This is a genomic window from Streptomyces fulvorobeus (assembly GCF_013167895.1).
GTDB classification, from domain to species: domain Bacteria; phylum Actinomycetota; class Actinomycetes; order Streptomycetales; family Streptomycetaceae; genus Streptomyces; species Streptomyces fulvorobeus.
In genome coordinates, this window is the sequence record NZ_BLWC01000001.1 from 3,878,524 (window position 1) to 3,898,429 (window position 19,906).

Annotated in this window: 12 protein-coding genes and 3 pseudogenes; 8 read left to right on the top strand and 7 right to left on the bottom strand. The window is 73.0% G+C overall.

Annotation, left to right across the window (positions count from 1 at the left end):
• Window positions 1–8: 8 nt before the first annotated feature.
• Window positions 9–518 (top strand): DoxX family protein, encoded by a 510-nt coding sequence (locus Sfulv_RS17680; RefSeq protein ID WP_173315156.1) that lies wholly within the window; start codon window positions 9–11, stop codon window positions 516–518.
• Here Sfulv_RS17680 and Sfulv_RS17685 read toward each other — a convergent pair.
• Together Sfulv_RS17685 and Sfulv_RS17690 are read right to left on the bottom strand one after the other, a co-directional pair.
• Window positions 425–688 (bottom strand): hypothetical protein, encoded by a 264-nt coding sequence (locus tag Sfulv_RS17685; RefSeq protein ID WP_173315159.1) that lies wholly within the window; start codon window positions 686–688, stop codon window positions 425–427. The two genes, Sfulv_RS17680 and Sfulv_RS17685, sit on opposite strands and share 94 nt — an antisense overlap.
• Window positions 675–1,999, bottom strand: a pseudogene (locus Sfulv_RS17690) (PspC domain-containing protein). The gene Sfulv_RS17685 and the pseudogene Sfulv_RS17690 overlap by 14 nt, the downstream one beginning before the upstream one ends.
• 166 nt (window positions 2,000–2,165) lie before the next feature.
• On the opposite strand from Sfulv_RS17690, the gene Sfulv_RS17695 reads away from it, so the two are divergent.
• Window positions 2,166–3,449 (top strand): ATP-binding protein, encoded by a 1,284-nt coding sequence (locus Sfulv_RS17695; RefSeq protein WP_173315162.1) that lies wholly within the window; start codon window positions 2,166–2,168, stop codon window positions 3,447–3,449.
• Window positions 3,446–4,141 carry a LuxR C-terminal-related transcriptional regulator gene (locus Sfulv_RS17700; protein ID WP_173315165.1) on the top strand — a complete coding sequence of 232 codons (696 nt, stop codon included), beginning with the start codon at window positions 3,446–3,448 and terminating at the stop codon, window positions 4,139–4,141. Before Sfulv_RS17695 ends, Sfulv_RS17700 begins: the two co-directional genes overlap by 4 nt.
• Window positions 4,142–4,154: 13 nt before the next feature.
• Here Sfulv_RS17700 and Sfulv_RS17705 read toward each other — a convergent pair.
• Window positions 4,155–5,236: pseudogene (locus Sfulv_RS17705) on the bottom strand (C40 family peptidase).
• 441 nt (window positions 5,237–5,677) lie between these two features.
• Here Sfulv_RS17705 and pcrA point away from each other — a divergent pair.
• Window positions 5,678–8,116, top strand: coding sequence for a DNA helicase PcrA (pcrA, locus tag Sfulv_RS17710; protein WP_173315168.1), 2,439 nt, complete (start codon window positions 5,678–5,680; stop codon window positions 8,114–8,116).
• Window positions 8,117–8,190: 74 nt separating this feature from the next.
• Here pcrA and Sfulv_RS17715 read toward each other — a convergent pair whose 3' ends face one another.
• Window positions 8,191–9,723 (bottom strand): M23 family metallopeptidase, encoded by a 1,533-nt coding sequence (locus Sfulv_RS17715; protein ID WP_173315171.1) that lies wholly within the window; start codon window positions 9,721–9,723, stop codon window positions 8,191–8,193.
• 259 nt (window positions 9,724–9,982) lie between these two features.
• Window positions 9,983–10,861 carry an esterase/lipase family protein gene (locus Sfulv_RS17720; protein WP_173315173.1) on the bottom strand — a complete coding sequence of 293 codons (879 nt, stop codon included), beginning with the start codon at window positions 10,859–10,861 and terminating at the stop codon, window positions 9,983–9,985.
• A gap of 345 nt (window positions 10,862–11,206) precedes the next feature.
• Here Sfulv_RS17720 and icmB point away from each other — a divergent pair, with 345 nt between their 5' ends.
• A complete protein-coding gene (gene icmB, locus Sfulv_RS17725) occupies window positions 11,207–11,620 on the top strand; it encodes a coenzyme B12-dependent isobutyryl CoA mutase small subunit (RefSeq protein ID WP_173315176.1) in 414 nt (137 codons plus the stop codon).
• 92 nt (window positions 11,621–11,712) lie between these two features.
• Here icmB and Sfulv_RS17730 read toward each other — a convergent pair whose 3' ends face one another.
• Together Sfulv_RS17730 and Sfulv_RS17735 are read right to left on the bottom strand one after the other, a co-directional pair.
• Complete coding sequence (locus Sfulv_RS17730; RefSeq protein ID WP_246353159.1) at window positions 11,713–13,368, bottom strand: DUF5691 domain-containing protein; 1,656 nt, start codon at window positions 13,366–13,368, stop codon at window positions 11,713–11,715.
• A gap of 155 nt (window positions 13,369–13,523) precedes the next feature.
• Entirely contained in the window at window positions 13,524–14,909 is a 1,386-nt protein-coding gene (locus Sfulv_RS17735) for an SWIM zinc finger family protein (RefSeq protein WP_173315179.1), read from the bottom strand.
• A 118-nt stretch (window positions 14,910–15,027) separates the two neighbouring features.
• Between Sfulv_RS17735 and Sfulv_RS17740 the strand changes: the two genes are divergently transcribed.
• From Sfulv_RS17740 to Sfulv_RS17750, 3 genes and pseudogenes are all read left to right on the top strand, one after another.
• Window positions 15,028–16,140: an ATP-binding protein gene (locus tag Sfulv_RS17740; protein ID WP_173315182.1), complete on the top strand. Its 1,113-nt coding sequence runs from the start codon at window positions 15,028–15,030 to the stop codon at window positions 16,138–16,140.
• Window positions 16,137–18,473 (top strand): DUF5682 family protein, encoded by a 2,337-nt coding sequence (locus Sfulv_RS17745; protein WP_173315185.1) that lies wholly within the window; start codon window positions 16,137–16,139, stop codon window positions 18,471–18,473. Before Sfulv_RS17740 ends, Sfulv_RS17745 begins: the two co-directional genes overlap by 4 nt.
• Before the next feature lie 95 nt (window positions 18,474–18,568).
• Window positions 18,569–19,707, top strand: a pseudogene (locus Sfulv_RS17750) (VWA domain-containing protein).
• Window positions 19,708–19,906: the final 199 nt, after the last annotated feature.

Genomic DNA, 19,906 nt, shown 5'->3' on the forward strand with positions numbered 1-19,906 from the left:
GGTCGGGCATGAGCGGCTACGGAACCACCGGCTACGGACCGAGCGAGCCGGGGAGCCCGCGCGAGCGGGCGCGGCACCACGCGCTCCTGCCGCTGCGGATCTTCCTCGGCGTCACCTTCGTCTACGCGGGTCTCGACAAGCTGACCGACAGCGGCTTCATGTCCGCCGAGGGCACCGGCTCGATCGGCGAGCTGATGAGCGCGGTGCGGGACTCCTCCGCGGTTCCCGCTCTCGTCGATCTCGCGCTGAGGAGTCCGGTGGGCTTCGGCTACGCCCTCGCGACCGGTGAACTCCTCGTCGGAGTCGCCACGCTCCTGGGGCTGTTCGCCAGGGTCGCCGCGCTCGGCGGCGCGCTGATCTCGCTCAGCCTGTGGCTGACCGTGAGCTGGCGGACCGAGCCCTACTACTACGGCAACGACCTCGTCTACCTCATGGCCTGGCTGCCGCTGGTACTGGCCGGTGCCGCCGCGTTCTCCGCGGACGCCTTCCTCGCCGCCCGGCGCCGGCGTACCCGGTAACTCACCCAGGTGACCGTCGCGGCCAGCCCCAGCCCGCCGAAGAGCAGCGAGAGGAAGAACGAGTACGGGGCGTGCCACTCGCCCGCCGCGTCCGCCGCGTAACCGGCGGCCAGGACGAGCATGACGACGCCCGCCACCGCGCGGCCCGGCCGGATCTCATGACGCAGCACGGATGACCTCCACCTGTCCGACGCCGACTTCCAGTGTGAGGCCGACCGTGCCGGCCGGCTCGGCCCCCCTGGGCGGCGCGATCGTCTGCTTCCTGCGCTGGTCCGGGCCCACGTCCACGTCCTCCGGTGCCAGGGCGGGCAGCTGGATGTCCCCGAGACCCGCCTTGGCGTCCAGCTTCACCGTCACCCCCCGCGGTACGACCACGACCACGCGGCCCACGCCCACCCCCACGGCCGTCACGGCGGTGTCGCCCGCGGGCACGAGGACCTCGGACAGGTCGAGCCGGGCGACGCCCGTGCCCAGTTCGTACCGGGGCTCGACCGCGGCGACGGAGGCCGGGGTCCACTCCTCGCGGATCCAGTCGGTGCCGATGTCCTCGGGCACGGCCGACGCCCCGGCCAGCAGCCCGGCCGTGAGGACCGCCAGGAAGAGCGTGCCGAAGCCGGTCCGGCCCAGGAACGAGCTGACCAGCAGTCCCAGCCCGAACACCGCGAGCGCGGCCGAGAGCCCGGCTTGCAGGCTCGTCCCGAGCGGGTGGTGGCCCCAGCTCAGGACCGTGCCCGCCACGCCCGCGACCAGCGCGAGGGTGAAGACCACGCCCCCGATCGAGCGCGGCCCCCGGGTCCCCGGCGGGCGGTGGGGGGCCCTGAACGGGGCGTCCACCGTGGCCGTACGCGCTCCCGGCGGCAGGGAGCCGGGCCCCGCGTCCTTGGGCCCCCACAGATAGCCGGGCCCGATCGGACCCGAAGTGCCGTCCTTGACGATCGGATCGCGCCACCAGGACGGGCTGCCCGGCGTCGGCGGAGCCTTCACCTCCGGCGGTGCGCCGTGCCCCGCCGCCCCCCGGCCTGGGCCGCCACCGTGTCGGGCGGGGCGTCGGGCAGGGCCGTCCTGCGGTGCTGCGCCCAGACCGTGGAGCCGATGACGGCGAGCGACAGCATCGCGGCGAAGGCCAGCATCCCCCCGTTGTGCAGCATGGAGAGGAACAGACCGCACCCCACCAGGGCGAGGACCAGCGCGATCAGTGAGGCGCCCTCGACCCGGCCCGACAGCAGTCTGCGTGCCTCGTTCTCCTCCTCGCCCTCCAGGGGGAGCAGCAGCCACGCGAAGCCGTAGAAGATCAGCCCGATCCCGCCGGTCACCGAGAGGACGCCGAGCACGATCCGGAAGATCACCGGGTCGACGTCGCAGTACCGGCCGAGGCCGCCGCAGACCCCTGCCACCACCTTCTGCCGCGAGCTGCGGTGCAGCTGCGGTTTCGGCTCGGGGGGCGGCGTGACACCGGGGGAGGCGTCCTGGGTAGCGGTCATGCCCCCATGGTGACGGTCCGTACGGCCGCGCGGCACCCGCACCGACCCTGGGAGGTCCCTGATATTGCCTCCCGGGGCCCCCTGCCGTGCTCCCGGACGGGCGTCAGGGTCGAGTGGGGGGCGGACCCTGATGCCGCCACCGGCGCGCACGTGTGACGATCGTCGTATGCCAGCCGCCACCCGAGCCGCAAGCTCCCTCGCCTCCGACCCGGAGGAGCCGCCCGTACGCAAGCTGTACCGCACCGCCGACGGACGGCTGCTCGGCGGCGTGGCGCGCGGGCTGGCCGGGCATCTCGGGCTGCCGGTCGCATGGGTGCGGTTCCTCTTCCTGGGGCTGTTCCTCGCGGACGGCCTGGGTGCCCTGCTGTACGCCGTGTTCTGGATCGTCGTGCCGCTCGGCGTCGGCGGGGTGGACGCGCCGCGTTCCGTCTTCGAGACCGCGCCGGACGGCAGGCGCAGGCTGCGCAAGCCGGACAGAGGGCAGTTCTTCGCACTCGTCGCGCTGCTCGTCGGCGCCGTGATCTTCGTCGCCAACGTCGACATGGGCAGCGAGGCCGACCGCTACATCTGGCCGACGCTCCTGATCGGCGCCGGCTCCGTCCTGGTCTGGCGCCAGGCCGACAACGCGCGCCGGGCCCGCTGGATGGAGGTCGGCCGCCACCGCCGGGTGCTGCAACTGGCCCGCGGCCTCGCCGGGGTCGCCCTCGTCGGCCTGGGCCTCACCGTCTTCATCGTGGTCCGTGGCTCGGCCGCGCAGCTGGGCAACGTCCTGACCGCCGCCATCGCCGTGCTCACCGGCATCGCCCTGCTGGCCGGTCCGTATCTCGTACGGATGACCCAGGACCTCTCCGAGGAGCGGCTCATGCGTATCCGCGCCCAGGAGCGGGCCGAGGTCGCGGCGCACGTGCACGACTCCGTCCTGCACACCCTCACCCTGATCCAGCGCAACGCGGACGACGGCGGCGAGGTCCGCAGGCTGGCCCGCGCCCAGGAGCGTGAGCTGCGCAACTGGCTGTACGACCCGGAGGGCACGGGCAAGGACGCGGACGACGAACCGTCGAGCCTCGCCGAAGCGGTCAAGCGTGCCGCCGCCGAGGTCGAGGACAAGCACGGCGTCCCCCTGGAGGTCGTCGTGGTCGGCGACTGCCCCCTGGATGAGAAGCTGACCGCTCAGATGCAGGCCGCGCGCGAGGCGATGGTCAACGCCGCCAAGTACGGTGGCGAGGGCGGGGCCGTCCAGGTGTACGCGGAGGTCGAGGGTCGTACCGTCTTCGTCTCCGTGAAGGACCGGGGCCCGGGGTTCGACCTGGACTCGGTCCCCGGCGACAGGATGGGCGTACGAGAATCAGTCATCGGCCGGATGCAGCGCAACGGCGGTACGGCCCGGCTGCGTTCGGTGCCCGGTGGGGGCACGGAAGTCGAGCTGGAGATGGAGAGGACGGGCGAATGACCGAGAACACCGAAGCGACCGGGGGCCCGGAGCGGCGGGTACGGGTCGTGCTCGTCGACGACCACCGGATGTTCCGTACCGGGGTCCAGGCCGAGATCGGCCGCACCGAGGAGACCGGGGTCGAGGTCGTCGGCGAGGCCGCCGACGTCGACCAGGCCGTCACGGTCATCACCGCGACCCGCCCCGAGGTCGTCCTGCTCGACGTCCATCTGCCGGGCGGCGGCGGCGTGGAGGTACTGCGGCGCTGTGCCCCGATGATGGGCGCGGCCGAGAACCCGGTGCGCTTCCTCGCGCTGTCCGTCTCGGACGCCGCGGAGGACGTCATCGGTGTCATCCGGGGCGGCGCCCGTGGCTACGTCACCAAGACGATCACAGGGGCCGACCTGGTCGACTCGGTCTTCCGGGTGCAGGACGGCGACGCGGTGTTCTCACCCCGCCTCGCGGGCTTCGTGCTGGACGCCTTCGCCTCGACCGACGCGCCGCCGGTCGACGAGGACCTGGACCGGCTGACGCAGCGCGAGCGCGAGGTGCTGCGGCTGATCGCCCGCGGATACGCGTACAAGGAGATCGCCAAGCAGCTCTTCATCTCGGTGAAGACGGTCGAGTCGCACGTCTCGGCGGTGCTCAGGAAGCTCCAGCTCTCCAACCGGCACGAGCTGACCCGGTGGGCGACGGCGCGCAGGCTGGTCTGATCCGCCCGGGCGCTCAGGCCACCCTGGTCGCTCCGGCGAAGGGCATCTGGTCGATCGGCGCGACGCGGACGGGGGCGCCGGGGCGCGGCGCGTGGATCATCTGGCCGCCGCCGATGTAGAGCCCGACATGGCTGAGGCCCGAGTAGAAGAACACGAGGTCGCCGGGGCGAGTTCGGAGCGCGGGACCCGCTGTCCCGCGTTGATCTGGGTGTACGTGGTGCGGGGCAGGGAGACGCCCGCGGAGCGCCAGGCGGCCTGGGTGAGGCCGGAGCAGTCGAAGGAGGAGGGGCCGGTGGCGCCCCAGACGTACGGCTTGCCGATCGCCCCGTACGCGAAGGCGACGGCCTGCGCGGCACGGGTTCCGGTGGCGCCGACCGCTCCGCGCGGGGCGCCCCGGTCGGCTCGCACGGCGCTGCCGTGCCCCGCGTCGGCCGCGCGTTCGTAGTCGGCGCGCTGGGCCTCGGTCAGGGTCCCGAGCAGGCGTCTGGCGTCGGCCAGCTTGGCGCGGACCGTCTCCTTGTGTCTCGTCAGCTCGGCCCGGCGCGCGGTGAGCGCCGCGAGTTCGCCCTCGGCCCGGGCGCGGAGCTGGGCGACGCCGGTGACCTGCCGGCGGATGCCGCTGAGCAGACCGGCCTGGCGGTCACCGGCCCGGTCCAGGTACGAGGCGCGTCGCAGGTACTCGTCGGGGTCCGAGGAGAGCGCCAGCTGCACGGCGGGGTCGATACCGCCGGAGCGGTACTGCGCGGTGGCCAGGGAACCGATGGCCTCGCGTGCGGTGTTGAGGCGCTCGGTCCTGCGGGCGGCCTCGTCGCGCAGCGCGTCCACGGATCTGGTGGCGGCGGTCACCTTCTCCTTGGTGCCGTTGTAGCGCTCGGTGGCGACCTCGGCCTCGTGGTGGAGCCGGTCGATCTTGGCTCTGACCTGGGCCGGGGTGAGCTGTGGTTCGGCGTGCGCGGCCCCGTCGAAGGCGGTGGCGGCCGCGGCCCCCGCGAGGGCCAGGGTCGCGGCGGTGCGGGCGGCGGGCCCGGTGAACGGGCGCGGTCCGGCTTTCCGGTGCGCGGCTTTCCGGTGTGCTGCTTTCCGGTGTGCTGCCACGGGGGGTGCGTCCTTCCTGTTCGGCTGCCCGTACGGAGTGACCGGCGGGCCGGGGAGATGTCCGTGTGCCGGCCGGTGCGTACGGGGCGGCGGGGAAACGGTCATCTGGGAGGGACGCTAATCCCAGGACACGGGAAAGGGCCGACTTGACAGCTATTGCCTTGATGTGACGTTTCGCTATCTTTCCGTGATCGGAAAAATGCCATCAGATTCAGGCATTTAGTACAGGCGCGAGCGAAGTCACCACTGAGCGCTACCTGACCGGCCAGAGGTGATAAGAGCCTGGGACACGGGCCCCTGGCCCACCATGCCCGCAGGCGCCCGAGGGCCGCCGTCTCGCTTACGGCGGGTGGCCGGGGGTCTCCCTGCGCGCACGTCCGGCGGCCGTCCTGCGCAATGCGGCCCCGAGGTGTCAGTGGGGCCGCCTAGACTCCTGTAGCGATGAGCAGCCTCTTTGACGACAGCTTCCTGACCGGCCTCCAGAACTCGGAGGAAGGGCCCCCGCCGCCTCCCGAGGACCACGCACCCGACGCGGTGCCGGAGGGTCTCTTCGAGGGCGTCTTCGACGCGCCCCCGCCGCCCCGCGAGGGGTACTACCGGGACGGGGCGCCCCGCCCCGTCATCGACGCCGCCGCGCTGCTCGACGGGCTGAACACCGAGCAGCGCGCCGCCGTGGTGCACGCCGGCTCGCCGCTGCTCATCGTCGCCGGTGCCGGCTCGGGCAAGACCCGGGTGCTCACCCACCGGATCGCCCACCTGCTGGCCGAGCGCGGGGTGCACCCCGGCCAGATCCTCGCGATCACCTTCACCAACAAGGCCGCGGGCGAGATGAAGGAGCGGGTCGAGCAGCTCGTCGGACCGCGCGCCAACGCCATGTGGGTCATGACCTTCCACAGCGCGTGCGTACGCATCCTGCGCCGCGAGTCCAAGCGGCTCGGCTTCACCTCGTCGTTCTCGATCTACGACGCCGCGGACTCCAAGCGGCTGATGGCCCTGGTCTGCCGCGACCTGGACCTCGACCCGAAGCGCTACCCGCCGAAGTCGTTCACGGCCAAGGTCTCGAACCTGAAGAACGAGCTGATCGACGAGGACACCTTCGCCGGACAGGCCACGGACGGCTTCGAGAAGACCCTGGCCCAGGCGTACGCGCTCTACCAGGCGCGGCTGCGCGAGGCCAACGCCCTGGACTTCGACGACATCATCATGACGACGGTGCACCTGCTCCAGGCGTTCCCCGACGTCGCCGAGCACTACCGCCGCCGCTTCCGGCACGTCCTGGTCGACGAGTACCAGGACACCAACCACGCGCAGTACACGCTCGTACGCGAGCTGGTCGGCCCGGCCGGTGAGGCCGAGGCCCCCGCCGAGCTCTGTGTCGTCGGTGACGCGGACCAGTCGATCTACGCCTTCCGGGGCGCGACCATCCGCAACATCCTCCAGTTCGAGGAGGACTACCCGCAGGCCACCACCATCATGCTGGAGCAGAACTACCGCTCCACGCAGACGATCCTCTCCGCGGCCAACGCGGTCATCGAGCGCAACGAGAGCCGCCGCCCCAAGAACCTCTGGACCAACGCCGGCACCGGCGCGCGGATCACGGGGTACGTCGCGGACACCGAGCACGACGAGGCGCAGTTCATCGCCGACGAGATCGACCGGCTCACCGACGCGGGCGACGCCAAGGCGGGCGATGTCGCCGTCTTCTACCGTACGAACGCGCAGTCGCGTGTCTTCGAGGAAATCTTCATCCGGGTCGGCCTGCCCTACAAGGTCGTCGGCGGTGTGCGCTTCTACGAGCGCAAGGAGGTCCGCGACGTCCTGGCCTATCTCCGGGTCCTCGCCAACCCCGAGGACACCGTCCCGCTGCGCCGCATCCTGAACGTGCCCAAGCGCGGCATCGGCGACCGCGCCGAGGCCATGATCGACGCCCTGTCGATGCGGGAGAAGATCTCCTTCCCCCAGGCACTGCGCCGCGTCGACGAGGCGTACGGCATGGCGGCCCGCTCGGCCAACGCCGTGAAGCGCTTCAACACGCTGATGGAGGAACTGCGCACGATCGTCGAGTCCGGGGCCGGCCCCGCGGTCGTCCTGGAGGCGGTCCTGGAGCGCACCGGCTATCTCGCCGAGCTCCAGGCGTCGACCGACCCGCAGGACGAGACCCGCGTCGAGAACCTCCAGGAGCTGGCTGCCGTCGCGCTCGAGTTCGAGCAGGAGCGTGCGGAGGAGGAGGGCTCGGGCACGCTCGCCGAGTTCCTGGAGAAAGTGGCGCTCGTCGCCGACTCCGACCAGATCCCCGACGAGGACGAGGACGGCTCCGGTGTCATCACGCTGATGACGCTGCACACGGCCAAGGGGCTGGAGTTCCCGGTCGTCTTCCTGACCGGGATGGAGGACGGCGTCTTTCCGCACATGCGGGCGCTCGGGCAGGCGAAGGAGCTGGAGGAGGAGCGGCGGCTCGCCTATGTGGGCATCACCCGGGCCCGTGAGCGGCTGTATCTGACCCGGGCGGCGATGCGCAGTGCGTGGGGGCAGCCCTCCTACAACCCGCCCTCGCGGTTCCTGGAGGAGATCCCGGACCACCATCTGGAATGGAAGCGCAGGGGGCCGATGGCCGCTCCGGCCGGGCCCACGTCGGGGATCACGTCCTCGCTGTCGTCCTCACGCTCCAGGACGGGGCCCTCGGGCTTCGCCACCCGGCGCACGGCGGACAAGCCGGTGGTCACCCTGGTGGTGGGGGACCGGGTCACGCACGACCAGTTCGGTCTCGGCACGGTGACGGCGGTCGAGGGCTTCGGGGACCAGGCGAAGGCCACGGTCGACTTCGGGGACGAGCGGCCGAAGAAGCTGCTGCTGCGGTACGCGCCGGTCGAGAAGCTGTAGTTCACGGCCCCGCTGCCGGTGGTGATACCGGCGGTGGCGGGGCCGTGGCGGTGGTGCTGGTGTGGCGGCGGTGCTCAGTTCGGGTTGAGACCGTGGCTGCGGAACCAGGGCATCGGGTCGATCGCCGCTCCGCCACCGGGCCGGACCTCGAAGTGGAGGTGGGGGCCGGTGGAGTTGCCGGAATCCCCGGCGTACCCGATGGTGTCGCCCGCCTGGACCGAGCCCGAGCGGACACGGCTGCTGCTGAGGTGGCAGTACCAGGTCTCGGTGCCGTCCGGCGCCGTCACGATGGCCATGTTCCCGTAGGCGCTGTTGAACTGGGTGCGTACGGTGCCGTCCGTCGCGGCCATCACCGGAGCGCCGTACCCGACGGGGAAGTCGACCCCCGTGTGCACGGACATCCAGTTGACGCCCGCCTGGCCGTAGTACGCGCTGAGACCGTGCTGCGAGACGGGCAGGGAGAACTTGGGGCGCAGAGCCTCGCGGCGGGCGGCTTCCTGCTCGCGCTTCTTCTTCTCGGCGGCCTGCCGCTCCCGCAGGTCGATGCGCTCCTGGGTGCGGCTGGCGCGGTCGGCGAAGTCGTCGGCGTCGGCGCTGAGTGCGGCGAGCTGGGTGTCCAGCGCGTTGTTGGCGGCGATCGGCTCCACGGTGGCCGGGTCGGCCGCCGCCATCGTGGCGGTGGCGTCCTTCTTCTCCTCGCCGCCGGCGACACCGCTGACCGAGGCGGCGGCGATGCCCGCGACGCTCATGACGCAGGCCGAGGGGACGGCGACGGTGAGGAACGCGGAGCGCTTGGCGGGGGTGCGGCGCCGGCCGCGGCTTCCGGTGCCGGAGCCGCGGGACGAGCGGCCGGCCGCTCGGGGGGCGCCGACGGGGTGCGAGGCGGTGGTCACGAGTTCGGGTTCGTCGATCTCCCCGCTTCCGGCCTCGCTCTCATGAGTCCCGGCCGCGCTGTCGGTCTCGTGCGTTCCGAGGCGGTCGTGCGTCTCGGTGCCGGGAGCGGCGCTCCACTCGTAGGGGAACTGCTGCTCGACCGGCTGCTGTTCGTATGACGCGTACGACATCTGTTCGGGCTCGTACGACGACTCCTCGGGCGTGGCGCCGGTGTTCCACGCGGTGGCGTCGTAGGCGCCGGTGTCGGGAGCCGCCTCGGTTGGCATCACGAAAAGGTCGGCGGCGTACGTGCCGGTCGTACCGGTCCCGTAACCCGTGTCGCCGTACGTGCCGGCCGGGAAGGTACCGGTGTCGGTCGTCGCCCACTGCTCGGCCTGCCCGGGCTGGACCCAGCCGGAGGTGTCCCACTGCCCGTACGCGGCGGTCTGCTGCGTGCCCGTGTCCCACGGGGCGGAGTCGTAACCGGCGCTGTGGCTCTGCCCGGCGGCCTGGTAGCCGCTGTCGTAGGCGTAAGGGGCGTCCTGGGCGGTCTCGTAACCGCTGCCGTAGCCGCTGCCGTGGGGGGAACCGTCGGCGTGCTGTCCGTCGTGTTGAGGGTCGTGCTGTCCGTCGTGGTGACCGGGGAGAGCACCGAAGAGCGGATCGGTGTCGAAGCTGCCGGGGGGGTGGTTGTCGTAGTCGACGTACCCGGCGTGGGGGTGCTGGTCGTTCACCAACTTCTCTCTCGCCTCGGCAGCAGGACCTGTTCCGGTGTCCGTGGGGGACTCCAGGGGAAAGCAGTGGCCGCGACTGTACCCGGCGGTACGTGACGACGACAATCTTCGACCGCTTCCGGCCGTTCGGGAAACGGGCAATCGGCCGCCTTTCGGAGGACAGAAGGCCCAGCCTTGGCCCTATGTTCGAAATGCGTTCTATTCGGTGGTGTGGGTCGGTCCCGCCTTGTCCGGCTCCGGCGTGTCATGTGCGCCCTGTTCAGGCCACCGAAACGGTCCCCGAGCCGCTGGTGCCGCCGGATTCCGGGGACTCCAGGGCCTCCCGGACACCGTTCGCGACCGCAGGATGCACGGGCAGGGCGAGATGGCCGATTCCGGTGAGGCGCACGTTCACCACGTCCAGGTCCGGGTGGTCCATGCGGGCCGTCTCCACCGGGACCATCACCCGGTCCAACTCGCTCCAGAAGTTGACGAACCTGGTCCGGCAGCCGGGTGCGGGCCTGCGGAGTTCCGCGATGAGGTCCGAGCCGCCGCGCATCTGCCGCACGATGGGATGGGCGCTCGCCCGAGGCGCGACCGAGGTACCGCCGTGCGGGGTGCCGAGCGTGACCAGGATGCGCACCCGCTGGTCGCCGCCGAGCCGCTGCACGTAGTAGCGGGCGATCAGCCCGCCGAGACTGTGTCCGACGATGTCGACCTCACGGTGCCCCGTGCGGACGCAGATCTCCTCGACATGCCGGCCGAGCAGCTCCGCCGCCGTACGGATGTCGCAGGTCAGCGGCGAGTAGTTGAGGGACTCCAGATGGCGCCAGCCGTGCCGGGCGAGCGAGCGTCGCAGCAGGACGAAGACCGAGCGGTTGTCGATGAACCCGTGCAGCAGGACGACGGGCGGGCGGACGGTGGCGCCATCGGCGAGCCGGGCGGCGGGCCCGGCCGGCCCGGTCCCCGGCTGCCCCGGGCCGGCCGGTACGGGCGTCGCGGCCCGGCGCTCCGGTGTGATGCCGGAGGGGTGGATGAGGATGTGCCCGGCGAGGATCGCGAGCTCCAGCACGGTGGCTCTGACCAGGGCGGATGACAGCCGGGCGGGGAGCGTGCACGGTGTGCGCAGCAGTGGGGAAAGGAAGGACAGGACCTTCATGGCCGACCTCCTGCACCGGCACACGGGGAGCGGCTCCGGTCCCGTATGCCCTCGTGGGCGTCGGTGCGGGGCGGCGACGGGCGATCGGCCGTCGGCCGTGGTGCCGTACCACCGTGCCGTGCGGCTGGCGGCGCGGTGGTACGGCGACCTCGCAGCGGCTCCCTCTGTGTCGTACCCGGGCGGCAGATGGACCACATGGACCGGGAACGACGTCCGGTGCACATGTCCCAGGTGTGATTTCCCCCTCCCCGGTCACCGCGAAACAGCGGCTTGCGGGATGCTGTGGATAACGTTCGTTCACATCCCCGGCCCTTCAGGCGCGCGGGAGATCATGTGGAGGCAGTGATGGGTGTGACCGGTCCGATCCGTGTGGTGGTGGCCAAGCCGGGACTCGACGGCCACGACCGTGGAGCCAAGGTGATCGCGCGGGCGCTGCGGGACGCCGGTATGGAGGTCATCTATACCGGTCTCCACCAGACGCCCGAACAGATCGTCGACACCGCGATCCAGGAGGATGCCGACGCGATCGGCCTCTCGATCCTCTCCGGTGCGCACAACACGCTCTTCGCCAAGGTGATCGAGCTGCTCAAGGAGCGCGAGGCCGAGGACATCAAGGTGTTCGGCGGCGGCATCATCCCGGAGGCCGACATCGCACCGCTGAAGGACCAGGGCGTCGCCGAGATCTTCACCCCCGGTGCGACGACGACGTCGATCGTCGACTGGGTGAACGCCAATGTCCGCCAGTCGGCAGGCGCCTGACCGGCCGGCCTGACCGATCGGCCTGACCGGCCGCGCACGACCGACGGGCCGGAAGGGCCCGTCGGCCGCGCGGGCCGCCGGCCGGTCGTGCGTCACGGCGCCCCGGGGGTCAGCTCCCTCTCCATGGCCGACCGCAGGCGCAACGTGGAGACCAGACGCTGGAACGCCTCCGACCAGTAGCCCCCCGCACCGGGTGCGGCGCCCTCCGGCTCGTCGGGGGTGGCGGTGAGGACTTCGAGCCGGTCCGCCTCGGCCGGGTCCAGGCAGCGCTCCGCGAGGCCCATGACCCCGCTGAAGCTCCACGGGTAGCTCCCGGCGTCCCGGGCTATGTCCAGGGCGTCGACCACCGAGCGCCCGAGCGGCTCCGCCCAGGGCACCGCACACACACCGAGCAGCTGGAACGCCTCCGACAGCCCGTGCGCGGCGATGAAGTCGGCCACCCACACGGCCCGTTCCGCACCGGGCAAGGTGGCGAGGAGTTTCGCCCGCTCGGCGAGCGAGGCCGTCCCGGGCCCGTTCGCCGGGGGTGTCGAGGGGGTGCCGAGCAGTGCGCGGGCCCACTCCGGGTCCCGTTGCCGTACGGCGGCACGGCACCAGGCCGCGTGCAGTTCCTCGGTCCAGCCGTCGGCGACGGGCAGTCCGACGATCTCCTGCGCGGAGCGTCCGCCGAACCGGTCCCGCCAGATGGCCAGCGGGGTGGCCTCCACCAACTGGCCGAGCCACCACGACCGTTCGCCCCGCCCCGCCGGAGGCACGGGCACGATGCCGTCCCGCTGCATCGACGCGTCGCATTCGTGCGGGGCCTCCACGGCGATGGACGCGGCGCCGCCCGTGCGGTCGGGGTTCACACAGGACACGGCGCGCGCGGCCATGCGCTCGGCGAGGGCCGAACCCGGCAGCGCGGACAGCAGCTCGGCCGCGGTCGCCCGGACATTGCGGCTGCGGTCGGTCAGGGCCTCCTCCAGAAAGCCCTCGTCGGCGCCGGAGAGGCCGGTCCGCAGCGAGTCGACGAACATCAGCCGGTCCTCCGCGCGCTCCGTGGACCACGTGGTGGAGAGCAGGGCGAGCGCGGCGGCGGGCTCCCGCCGCCGTACCGCCACGAGGAGCGCGACCCGTTCGGCGAACAGGCCCTCCTCCCACAGGCGCCGCGCCGCGTCCGGGTCCGTCGTATCGGACGGGAGCGAGCCGCCCGGAGCGCCGCGGAGCGCGAACTTCCACTCCGGGTTCATCGCGGCCAGCCACAGCCCGCGCGGTCCCGCGAAGCCCAGGACGTGCGCCCGCAGGTCGGTGCGCGCCCGCGCCGCGTCCAGCAGGGCGGGCAGGAGGACCGAGGGTGCCCGGAAGCCGTGCCGGTTGGCCGAGGCGAGCCACTGCGGAAGCAGCTCCGTGAGGTCGGGAGCCGTGCCGCGCCGCCCGCTGCCCCCGGACGGTGCCGAGCGGTCGGCGAGCAGATGGCCGAGTCTGTGCCGGGCGGCGGCGGGGAGCGGCGGGCGCGGGTCGGCGGGCGCGCGTTCCGGCCGTTCGGCCGCCTCGGCGGGCAGCAGCCCGGCTCGGTGGCGCACGGTACGAAGCGCCGCCTCGTCCAGCAGGGCGACCGGTCCCTCGCGGCCCCCGGGCCCGGGGGCCGGTGGTCTGCGGTCGGTGCCGAGCAGCGCCGAGGTGACGAGCTCCTCCCACGGGGTCGTCGTGGTCGTGCGCTGCACGGCCGTCCCGGTGGTGGTGCCGGTGGGCGTACGGGGTGAGGTCATCGGTCCCGTCCTGGGTCGGGGAGTGTCGAGGGGGCTAGCGGAGCGGCGGAGCCGGATATCCGGCTCCCGGGTGCAGAGAATTCCGGGGTGCCGGGGTGCCGGGGTGGCAGGGGTTGCAGGGGTGCGGGCGGCGCAGGGTCCCGGGGCCGCCCGCGTCACACGAGCGGGACGGGCCGCCCGTCATGGTCGTCGTCCTCGCCCGTGGCCCAGGCGGCGAGCGGGTCGAAGCCGCGGTGTCCGCAGGTGCCGAACACCGTGACGGGTCCGCCGCCCGACAGGGCGACGAGCTTCCACAGCCCCGGCCCGGACAGCGAGGACGGTGCGAGGGGAAGGGCCGAAGTGCCATCCGCGTCGGTCAGTTGCCAACCGCCGCTGGACGGCGTGGGTATGACATCGCGCAGCGTCACCGGCCAGGAATCGAGCCAGGGGTCCTCGCACAGCGCGTGCCCGTAGGCCGCGAGCGCTGCCCGGGTCGGCCCCCCGGCAGGCGGCGTACCCGGTGTGGCGGGCGGATCGAACTGCCGCCCCAGCTCGGCCCGGGGCTGCCCACCGCCCGGAAACGGCGTGAGCTCGGCGTCGACCGTCAGGCCCACCGGCATCGCCTGGCCCGGGGAGCGCCCTGCCGCTCCGAAGGAGAGCAGCAGCGCGGTGCGCCCCGACTCCTTTCCGTACAGCCAGATGCGGCGGGTGACGATCTTGCCGTCCGGTGTGTCGTACTGGGCGAGGACCAGCCAGTGGTCACGGACGGGCGCTCCGTCGGCTGCGGCGGTCAGCCCCACCCGCGTACGGACGGTCGCGGCCAGCGGGTCGGGGAGCCGGTCGACGCCCAGCCAGGCGGTGTCCAGCAGGTGGAGCAGCGCGCACTCCTCCAGCAGTCGCGCCGGCCAGCCGGGCCCGGAGGCGGGTATCGCGCCCAACTCCCGCACGCGGGCGGCCAGTCCCGGGGCCTGGGCGTCGACCATGCGGGCCGCCGTCTCCTCCCACAGCCCGTACCCCGCCTGATCGGCCGAGGCGAGACCGCCGCGCAGCAGATCCGCGAGGCGCTGCTCCAACTCCCGGGCGCCCCCGGTGATCCGCGCCGCCCGGCGCTCGGCACGCCGCCTCGCCGCCTCCGGGTCGGCCGGGCCGGGAGCCGCGTCGGCGCCGGGCTGCTCCACCGCGCGCCTGCGGCGGCCCTCCAGCCACTCCCGCGCCCAGTCCGGCGCCTCGCCCGGCGGGACGGCCGCGTCGTCGGACGCCTGGAGCAGCAGCAGCCCCAGCGCGTGCTTGCACGGGAACTTACGGCTCGGGCAACTGCACCGGTAGGCGGGCCCCGCCGTGTCGATCACCGTCCGGTACGGCTTGCTGCCACTGCCCTTGCACAGCCCCCACACCTCGCCTGCCGGGCCGTGGCCCGCCCCGGACCACGGCCCGGCCGAGGCGAGTCTGGCCCCCGCCTTGCGTGATGCCTCGTCAGGAGCCAGGGCCTGTACCTGCTCCACCGTCCAGCGCGCCACCGGACCAGCGGTGCGCGAGGGTTCTCCCCCGTGAGATAGCAGCATGGGAACGACGGTAGGGCGCACCACTGACAATCGCGTCTGACCTGCGGTGGAACCCGATTGTCAGTGGCATGGTGCACGGTGGGAACCACACCGGGCCGAACGATCTGGAGGGGGATCCATGACCGTGTCCGCAACCACCGCCACCGTCGCGAGCGAGGCTCTGCGACCGCATGCCGAGGACGCTTTCGCCGACGAGCTGAAGGCGCTCGCCGCCGCCGACGACCGGCCGAGGCCGGTCCGTTGGAAGCTCTCACCCTGGGCCGTGTCGACCTATCTGCTCGGCGGCACGCTCCCCGACGGGACGGTGATCACCCCGAAGTACGTGGGACCGCGCCGCCTCGTCGAGGTAGCCGTCACGACGCTCGCCACCGATCGGGCCCTGCTGCTCCTCGGTGTGCCGGGCACCGCCAAGACCTGGGTGTCCGAGCATCTCGCCGCCGCCGTGAGCGGCGATTCGACCCTGCTCGTCCAGGGCACGGCGGGCACGCCGGAGGAGGCCGTCCGCTACGGGTGGAACTACGCGCGGCTGCTGGCCCACGGGCCCAGCCGGGACGCGCTGGTCCCCAGCCCCGTCATGCGGGCCATGTCCGAAGGCATGACCGCCCGGGTCGAGGAACTGACCCGCATCCCCGCCGACGTGCAGGACGCGCTCATCACGATCCTGTCGGAGAAGACGCTCCCCATACCGGAGCTGGGACAGGAGGTCCAGGCCGTCCGCGGTTTCAACCTCATCGCCACGGCCAACGACCGCGACCGAGGGGTCAACGAACTCTCCAGCGCGCTGCGGCGCCGCTTCAACACCGTCGTCCTGCCGCTCCCGGCCACTCCTGACGACGAGGTGGACATCGTGTCCCGCCGCGTCGACCAGATCGGCAGCTCCCTCGACCTGCCGGCCGCCCCGGACGGGCTGGCCGAGATCCGCCGCGTGGTCACCGTCTTCCGGGAGCTGCGCAACGGTGTCACCACCGACGGCCGCACCAAGCTCAAGTCGCCCTCGGGGACGCTGTCCACGGCAGAGGCCATCTCCGTCGTCACCAACGGGCTGGCGCTCGCCGCCCACTTCGGCGACGGCATCCTGCGTCCGGGCGACGTGGCGGCGGGCATCCTGGGCGCGGTGGTCCGCGACCCGGCAGCCGACCGGGTGGTGTGGCAGGAGTACCTGGAGACGGTCGTCCGGGAGCGGGACGGCTGGAAGGACTTCTACCGTGCCTGCCGTGAGGTCTCCGCATGACGGGGGCCACCGCCTCGGCGGGGCCGCTGCTGCTGGGGGTGCGTCACCACGGCCCCGGCTCCGCCCGCGCGGTCCTGGCCGCACTGGAGGCCGCGCGGCCGCGGGTCGTCCTCATCGAAGGCCCGCCCGAGGGCGACGCGTTGCTGCCGCTCGCCGCCGACGAGCGGATGAAGCCGCCCGTCGCGCTGCTCGCCCACGCGGTGGACGATCCGGGGCGGGCCGCGTTCTGGCCGATGGCCGCGTTCTCGCCCGAATGGGTCGCGATCCGCTGGGCGCTCGCACACGAGGTACCCGCGCGCTTCATCGACCTCCCCGCCACCCACTCCCTGGCGCTCACCGAGCCCGGGACCGACGAGCCGCCGGGTTCGCCCGCCGTCGACCCGATCGGTGTACTGGCCGGGACCGCCGGATACGACGACCCCGAGCGCTGGTGGGAAGACGTCGTGGAGCACCGGGCCCCGGAGGGCGGCGGTGCGGCCGGCCCGCTGGCCGCGTTCGCCGCGCTCGCCGAGGCCATGACCGCCCTGCGTGAGGCGTACGGGGACGGCGGCCACCCCAGGGACGCCGTCCGCGAGGCGTACATGCGTATCCAACTGCGGACCGCGCGGAAGGAGTTCGGCGACGACATCGCCGTCGTGTGCGGCGCCTGGCACGTCCCCGCACTCGCCGCGAGGACCACGCTCGCCGCCGACAGGGCACTCCTCAAGGGGGTCCCGAAGGTCAGAACGGAACTGACCTGGGTGCCCTGGACCCACCGCAGGCTCGCCCGGCACAGCGGGTACGGCGCGGGGATCGACTCACCCGGCTGGTACGGGCACCTCTTCGACGCCCCCGACCGGCCGGTCGAGAGGTGGATGACGAAGGTCGCCGGACTCCTGCGCGACGAGGACCGGTTCATCTCCTCCGCCCACGTCATCGAGGCCGTCCGGCTCGCCGGAGGTCTGGCGGCCGTGCGGGGCCGCCCGCTCCCCGGCCTGACCGAGACGACCGACGCGATCCGGGCCGTGATGTGCGAGGGCTCCGATGTGCCCCTGGCCCTCGTGCACGACAGGCTCGTCGTCGGCGAGACGCTCGGAGAGGTACCGGACAGCGCCCCGGCCGTCCCGCTGCAACGCGATCTGAACCGGCAGCAGCGGACCCTCCGGCTGAAGCCGGAGGCGTCCGAGCGCGAGGTGGAGCTCGACCTCCGCAAGGAGACCGACGCGGCCCGCAGCAGGCTCCTGCACCGGCTCCGCCTCCTCGGCATCGGCTGGGGCGACCGTGCCGCGGGCCGGGGGAGCACCGGCACCTTCCGGGAGACCTGGCGGCTGCGCTGGGAGCCGGAACTGCACGTACGGGTCGCGGAGGCGGGGGTCTGGGGAACCACCGTGCTCTCCGCCGCGACTGCGAAGGCCGAAGCGGAAGCAGTCTCGGCCACCGGACTCGCGGAGGTCACCGCGCTCGCGGAGCGCTGCCTCCTCGCCGAACTGGCCGACGCGCTCCCCGTCGTCATGAAGGCCCTCGCCGACCGGGCGGCCCTGGACGCCGACGTCAGCCACCTGGCCGAGGCGCTGCCGGCCCTCGCCCGCTCCCTGCGGTACGGGGACGTACGGGCCACGGACACGGCCTCGCTCGGAGCGGTCGCCGCGGGGCTCGCCGAGCGGATCTGTGTCGGCCTGCCCCCGGCCTGCACGGGTCTGGACAGCGACGGGGCCGAGGAGCTGCGCCTTCGCATCGACGGCGTGCACACCGCGGTCGGGCTGCTCTCCGGAGCCGTGCCGGCGGACGGACTGCGCGAGCGCTGGGCGGCCGTGCTGGGCAGACTGGCCGCCAGGGACACCGTCGCCGGCGTCATCCGGGGCCGCGCCACCCGGCTCCTGCTCGACGAAGGACAGCTCACCCAGGACGAGGCGGCGCGGCTCATGGGCCTCGCGCTCTCACCCGGCACGGCTCCCACCGACGCCGCGGCGTGGATCGAGGGCTTCGTCGGCGGAGCGGCCGGCGGCGGCATGCTGCTCGTCCACGACGAGCGGCTGCTGGGTCTGATCGACGCCTGGCTGACCGGCGTGCGCGCGTCGGCCTTCACGGATGTGCTGCCCCTGCTGCGGCGCACCTTCTCGGCCTACGAACCGGGGGTCCGGCGCACCCTGGGCGAGCTCGTGCGCCGGGGCCCGGACCCCGGGGGACCGCACCGGGGTACCGGGGAGGCGTCCCCGTCCGGCTTCGGACCGGGACGTGACGAGCCGAGGGCGGACGCGGTGGTGCCGGTGCTCCGCCTCCTGCTCGGTCTCGACCCCGCGCCCGAGCCCGCCCCACACGACCACACCGACCGACCGCTGGGGGCGACGGCATGACGACCCGCACCACGACCACGAGCGAACCGCAGAGGCCGCAGGAGGAGCCGCCCACCGGGACGTCCGCCCAGGACGAACGGCTGCGGCGCTGGCGGATGGTCCTCGGGGCCGACAGCGCCGAGAGCACGGGCCGCGCCCTCACGGGCCGTGACGCCGCGATGGACGGCGCCCTCGCCGCGCTGTACGGCGGGGCAGGCCCACCGGCCGGAAGGGCTCGGAGCGCTCGGCAGGACTCGGCGCGTCCGCTCCGTCCGTGGCCCGCTGGCTCGGCGACATCCGTACGTACTTCCCCAGTTCCGTCGTCCAGGTCATGCAGCGTGACGCGATCGACCGGCTCGGCCTCTCGGCGCTGCTGCTCGAACCGGAGATGCTGGAGGCCGTCGAGGCGGACGTCCATCTGGTCGGCACCCTGCTCTCGCTCAACAAGGCCATGCCCGAGACGACGAAGGAGACCGCACGAGCCGTCGTGCGCAAGGTCGTCGAGGACCTGGAGGCGCGGATCTCCACCCGCACCAAGGCGACTCTGACCGGAGCGCTGGACCGCTCGGCGAGGATCAGCCGACCACGCCACCGGGACATCGACTGGGACCGGACCATCCGGGCCAACCTCAAGCACTACCTGCCCATCCCGGGGAAGGACGGCGCCGGCACGGTCATACCCGAACGGCTCATCGGGTACGGGCGCGCGTCCCGTGCCGTGAAGAAGGACGTCATCCTCTGCATAGACCAGTCGGGCTCCATGGCGGCGTCCGTCGTCTACGCGTCGGTGTTCGGGGCGGTGCTGGCCTCCATGCGCACCCTCGACACCCGGCTCGTCGTCTTCGACACCGCCGTCGTCGACCTCACCGACCAGCTGGACGACCCGGTCGACGTCCTCTTCGGCACCCAGCTCGGCGGGGGCACGGACATCAACCGGGCGCTGGCGTACTGCCAGTCGAAGATCACGCGTCCCGCCGACACCGTCGTCGTCCTCATCAGCGACCTCTACGAGGGCGGTATCCGCGACGAGATGCTCAAGCGCGTCGCGGCCATGAAGGCGTCCGGGGTGCAGTTCGTGACGCTGCTCGCGCTGTCCGACGAGGGAGCGCCCGCGTACGACCGGGACCATGCCGCCGCGCTCGGCGCACTGGGCGCGCCCGCGTTCGCCTGCACCCCCGATCTCTTCCCGGACATCATGGCGGCGGCGATCGAGAAACGTCCTCTGCCCGTACCCGACAAGGAGGCGCATTCATAGCGGCGCCCCGCGTGACGCGCATGGTCACCACCGCGCTCCGTACGGCGGACGGCCGCCGCGGCGGACGCCGTGACCGCTCCGGCGCACCAGCTTCCCGGGAGCTGATCCGGAAGCCGGGCTCCGGGACCGGCTCCCCGTACGCGCCTGTCACCCGCCGTTCCGTCCACCGTGAACCGGCCGGAGGGGCGATCTGTGACAG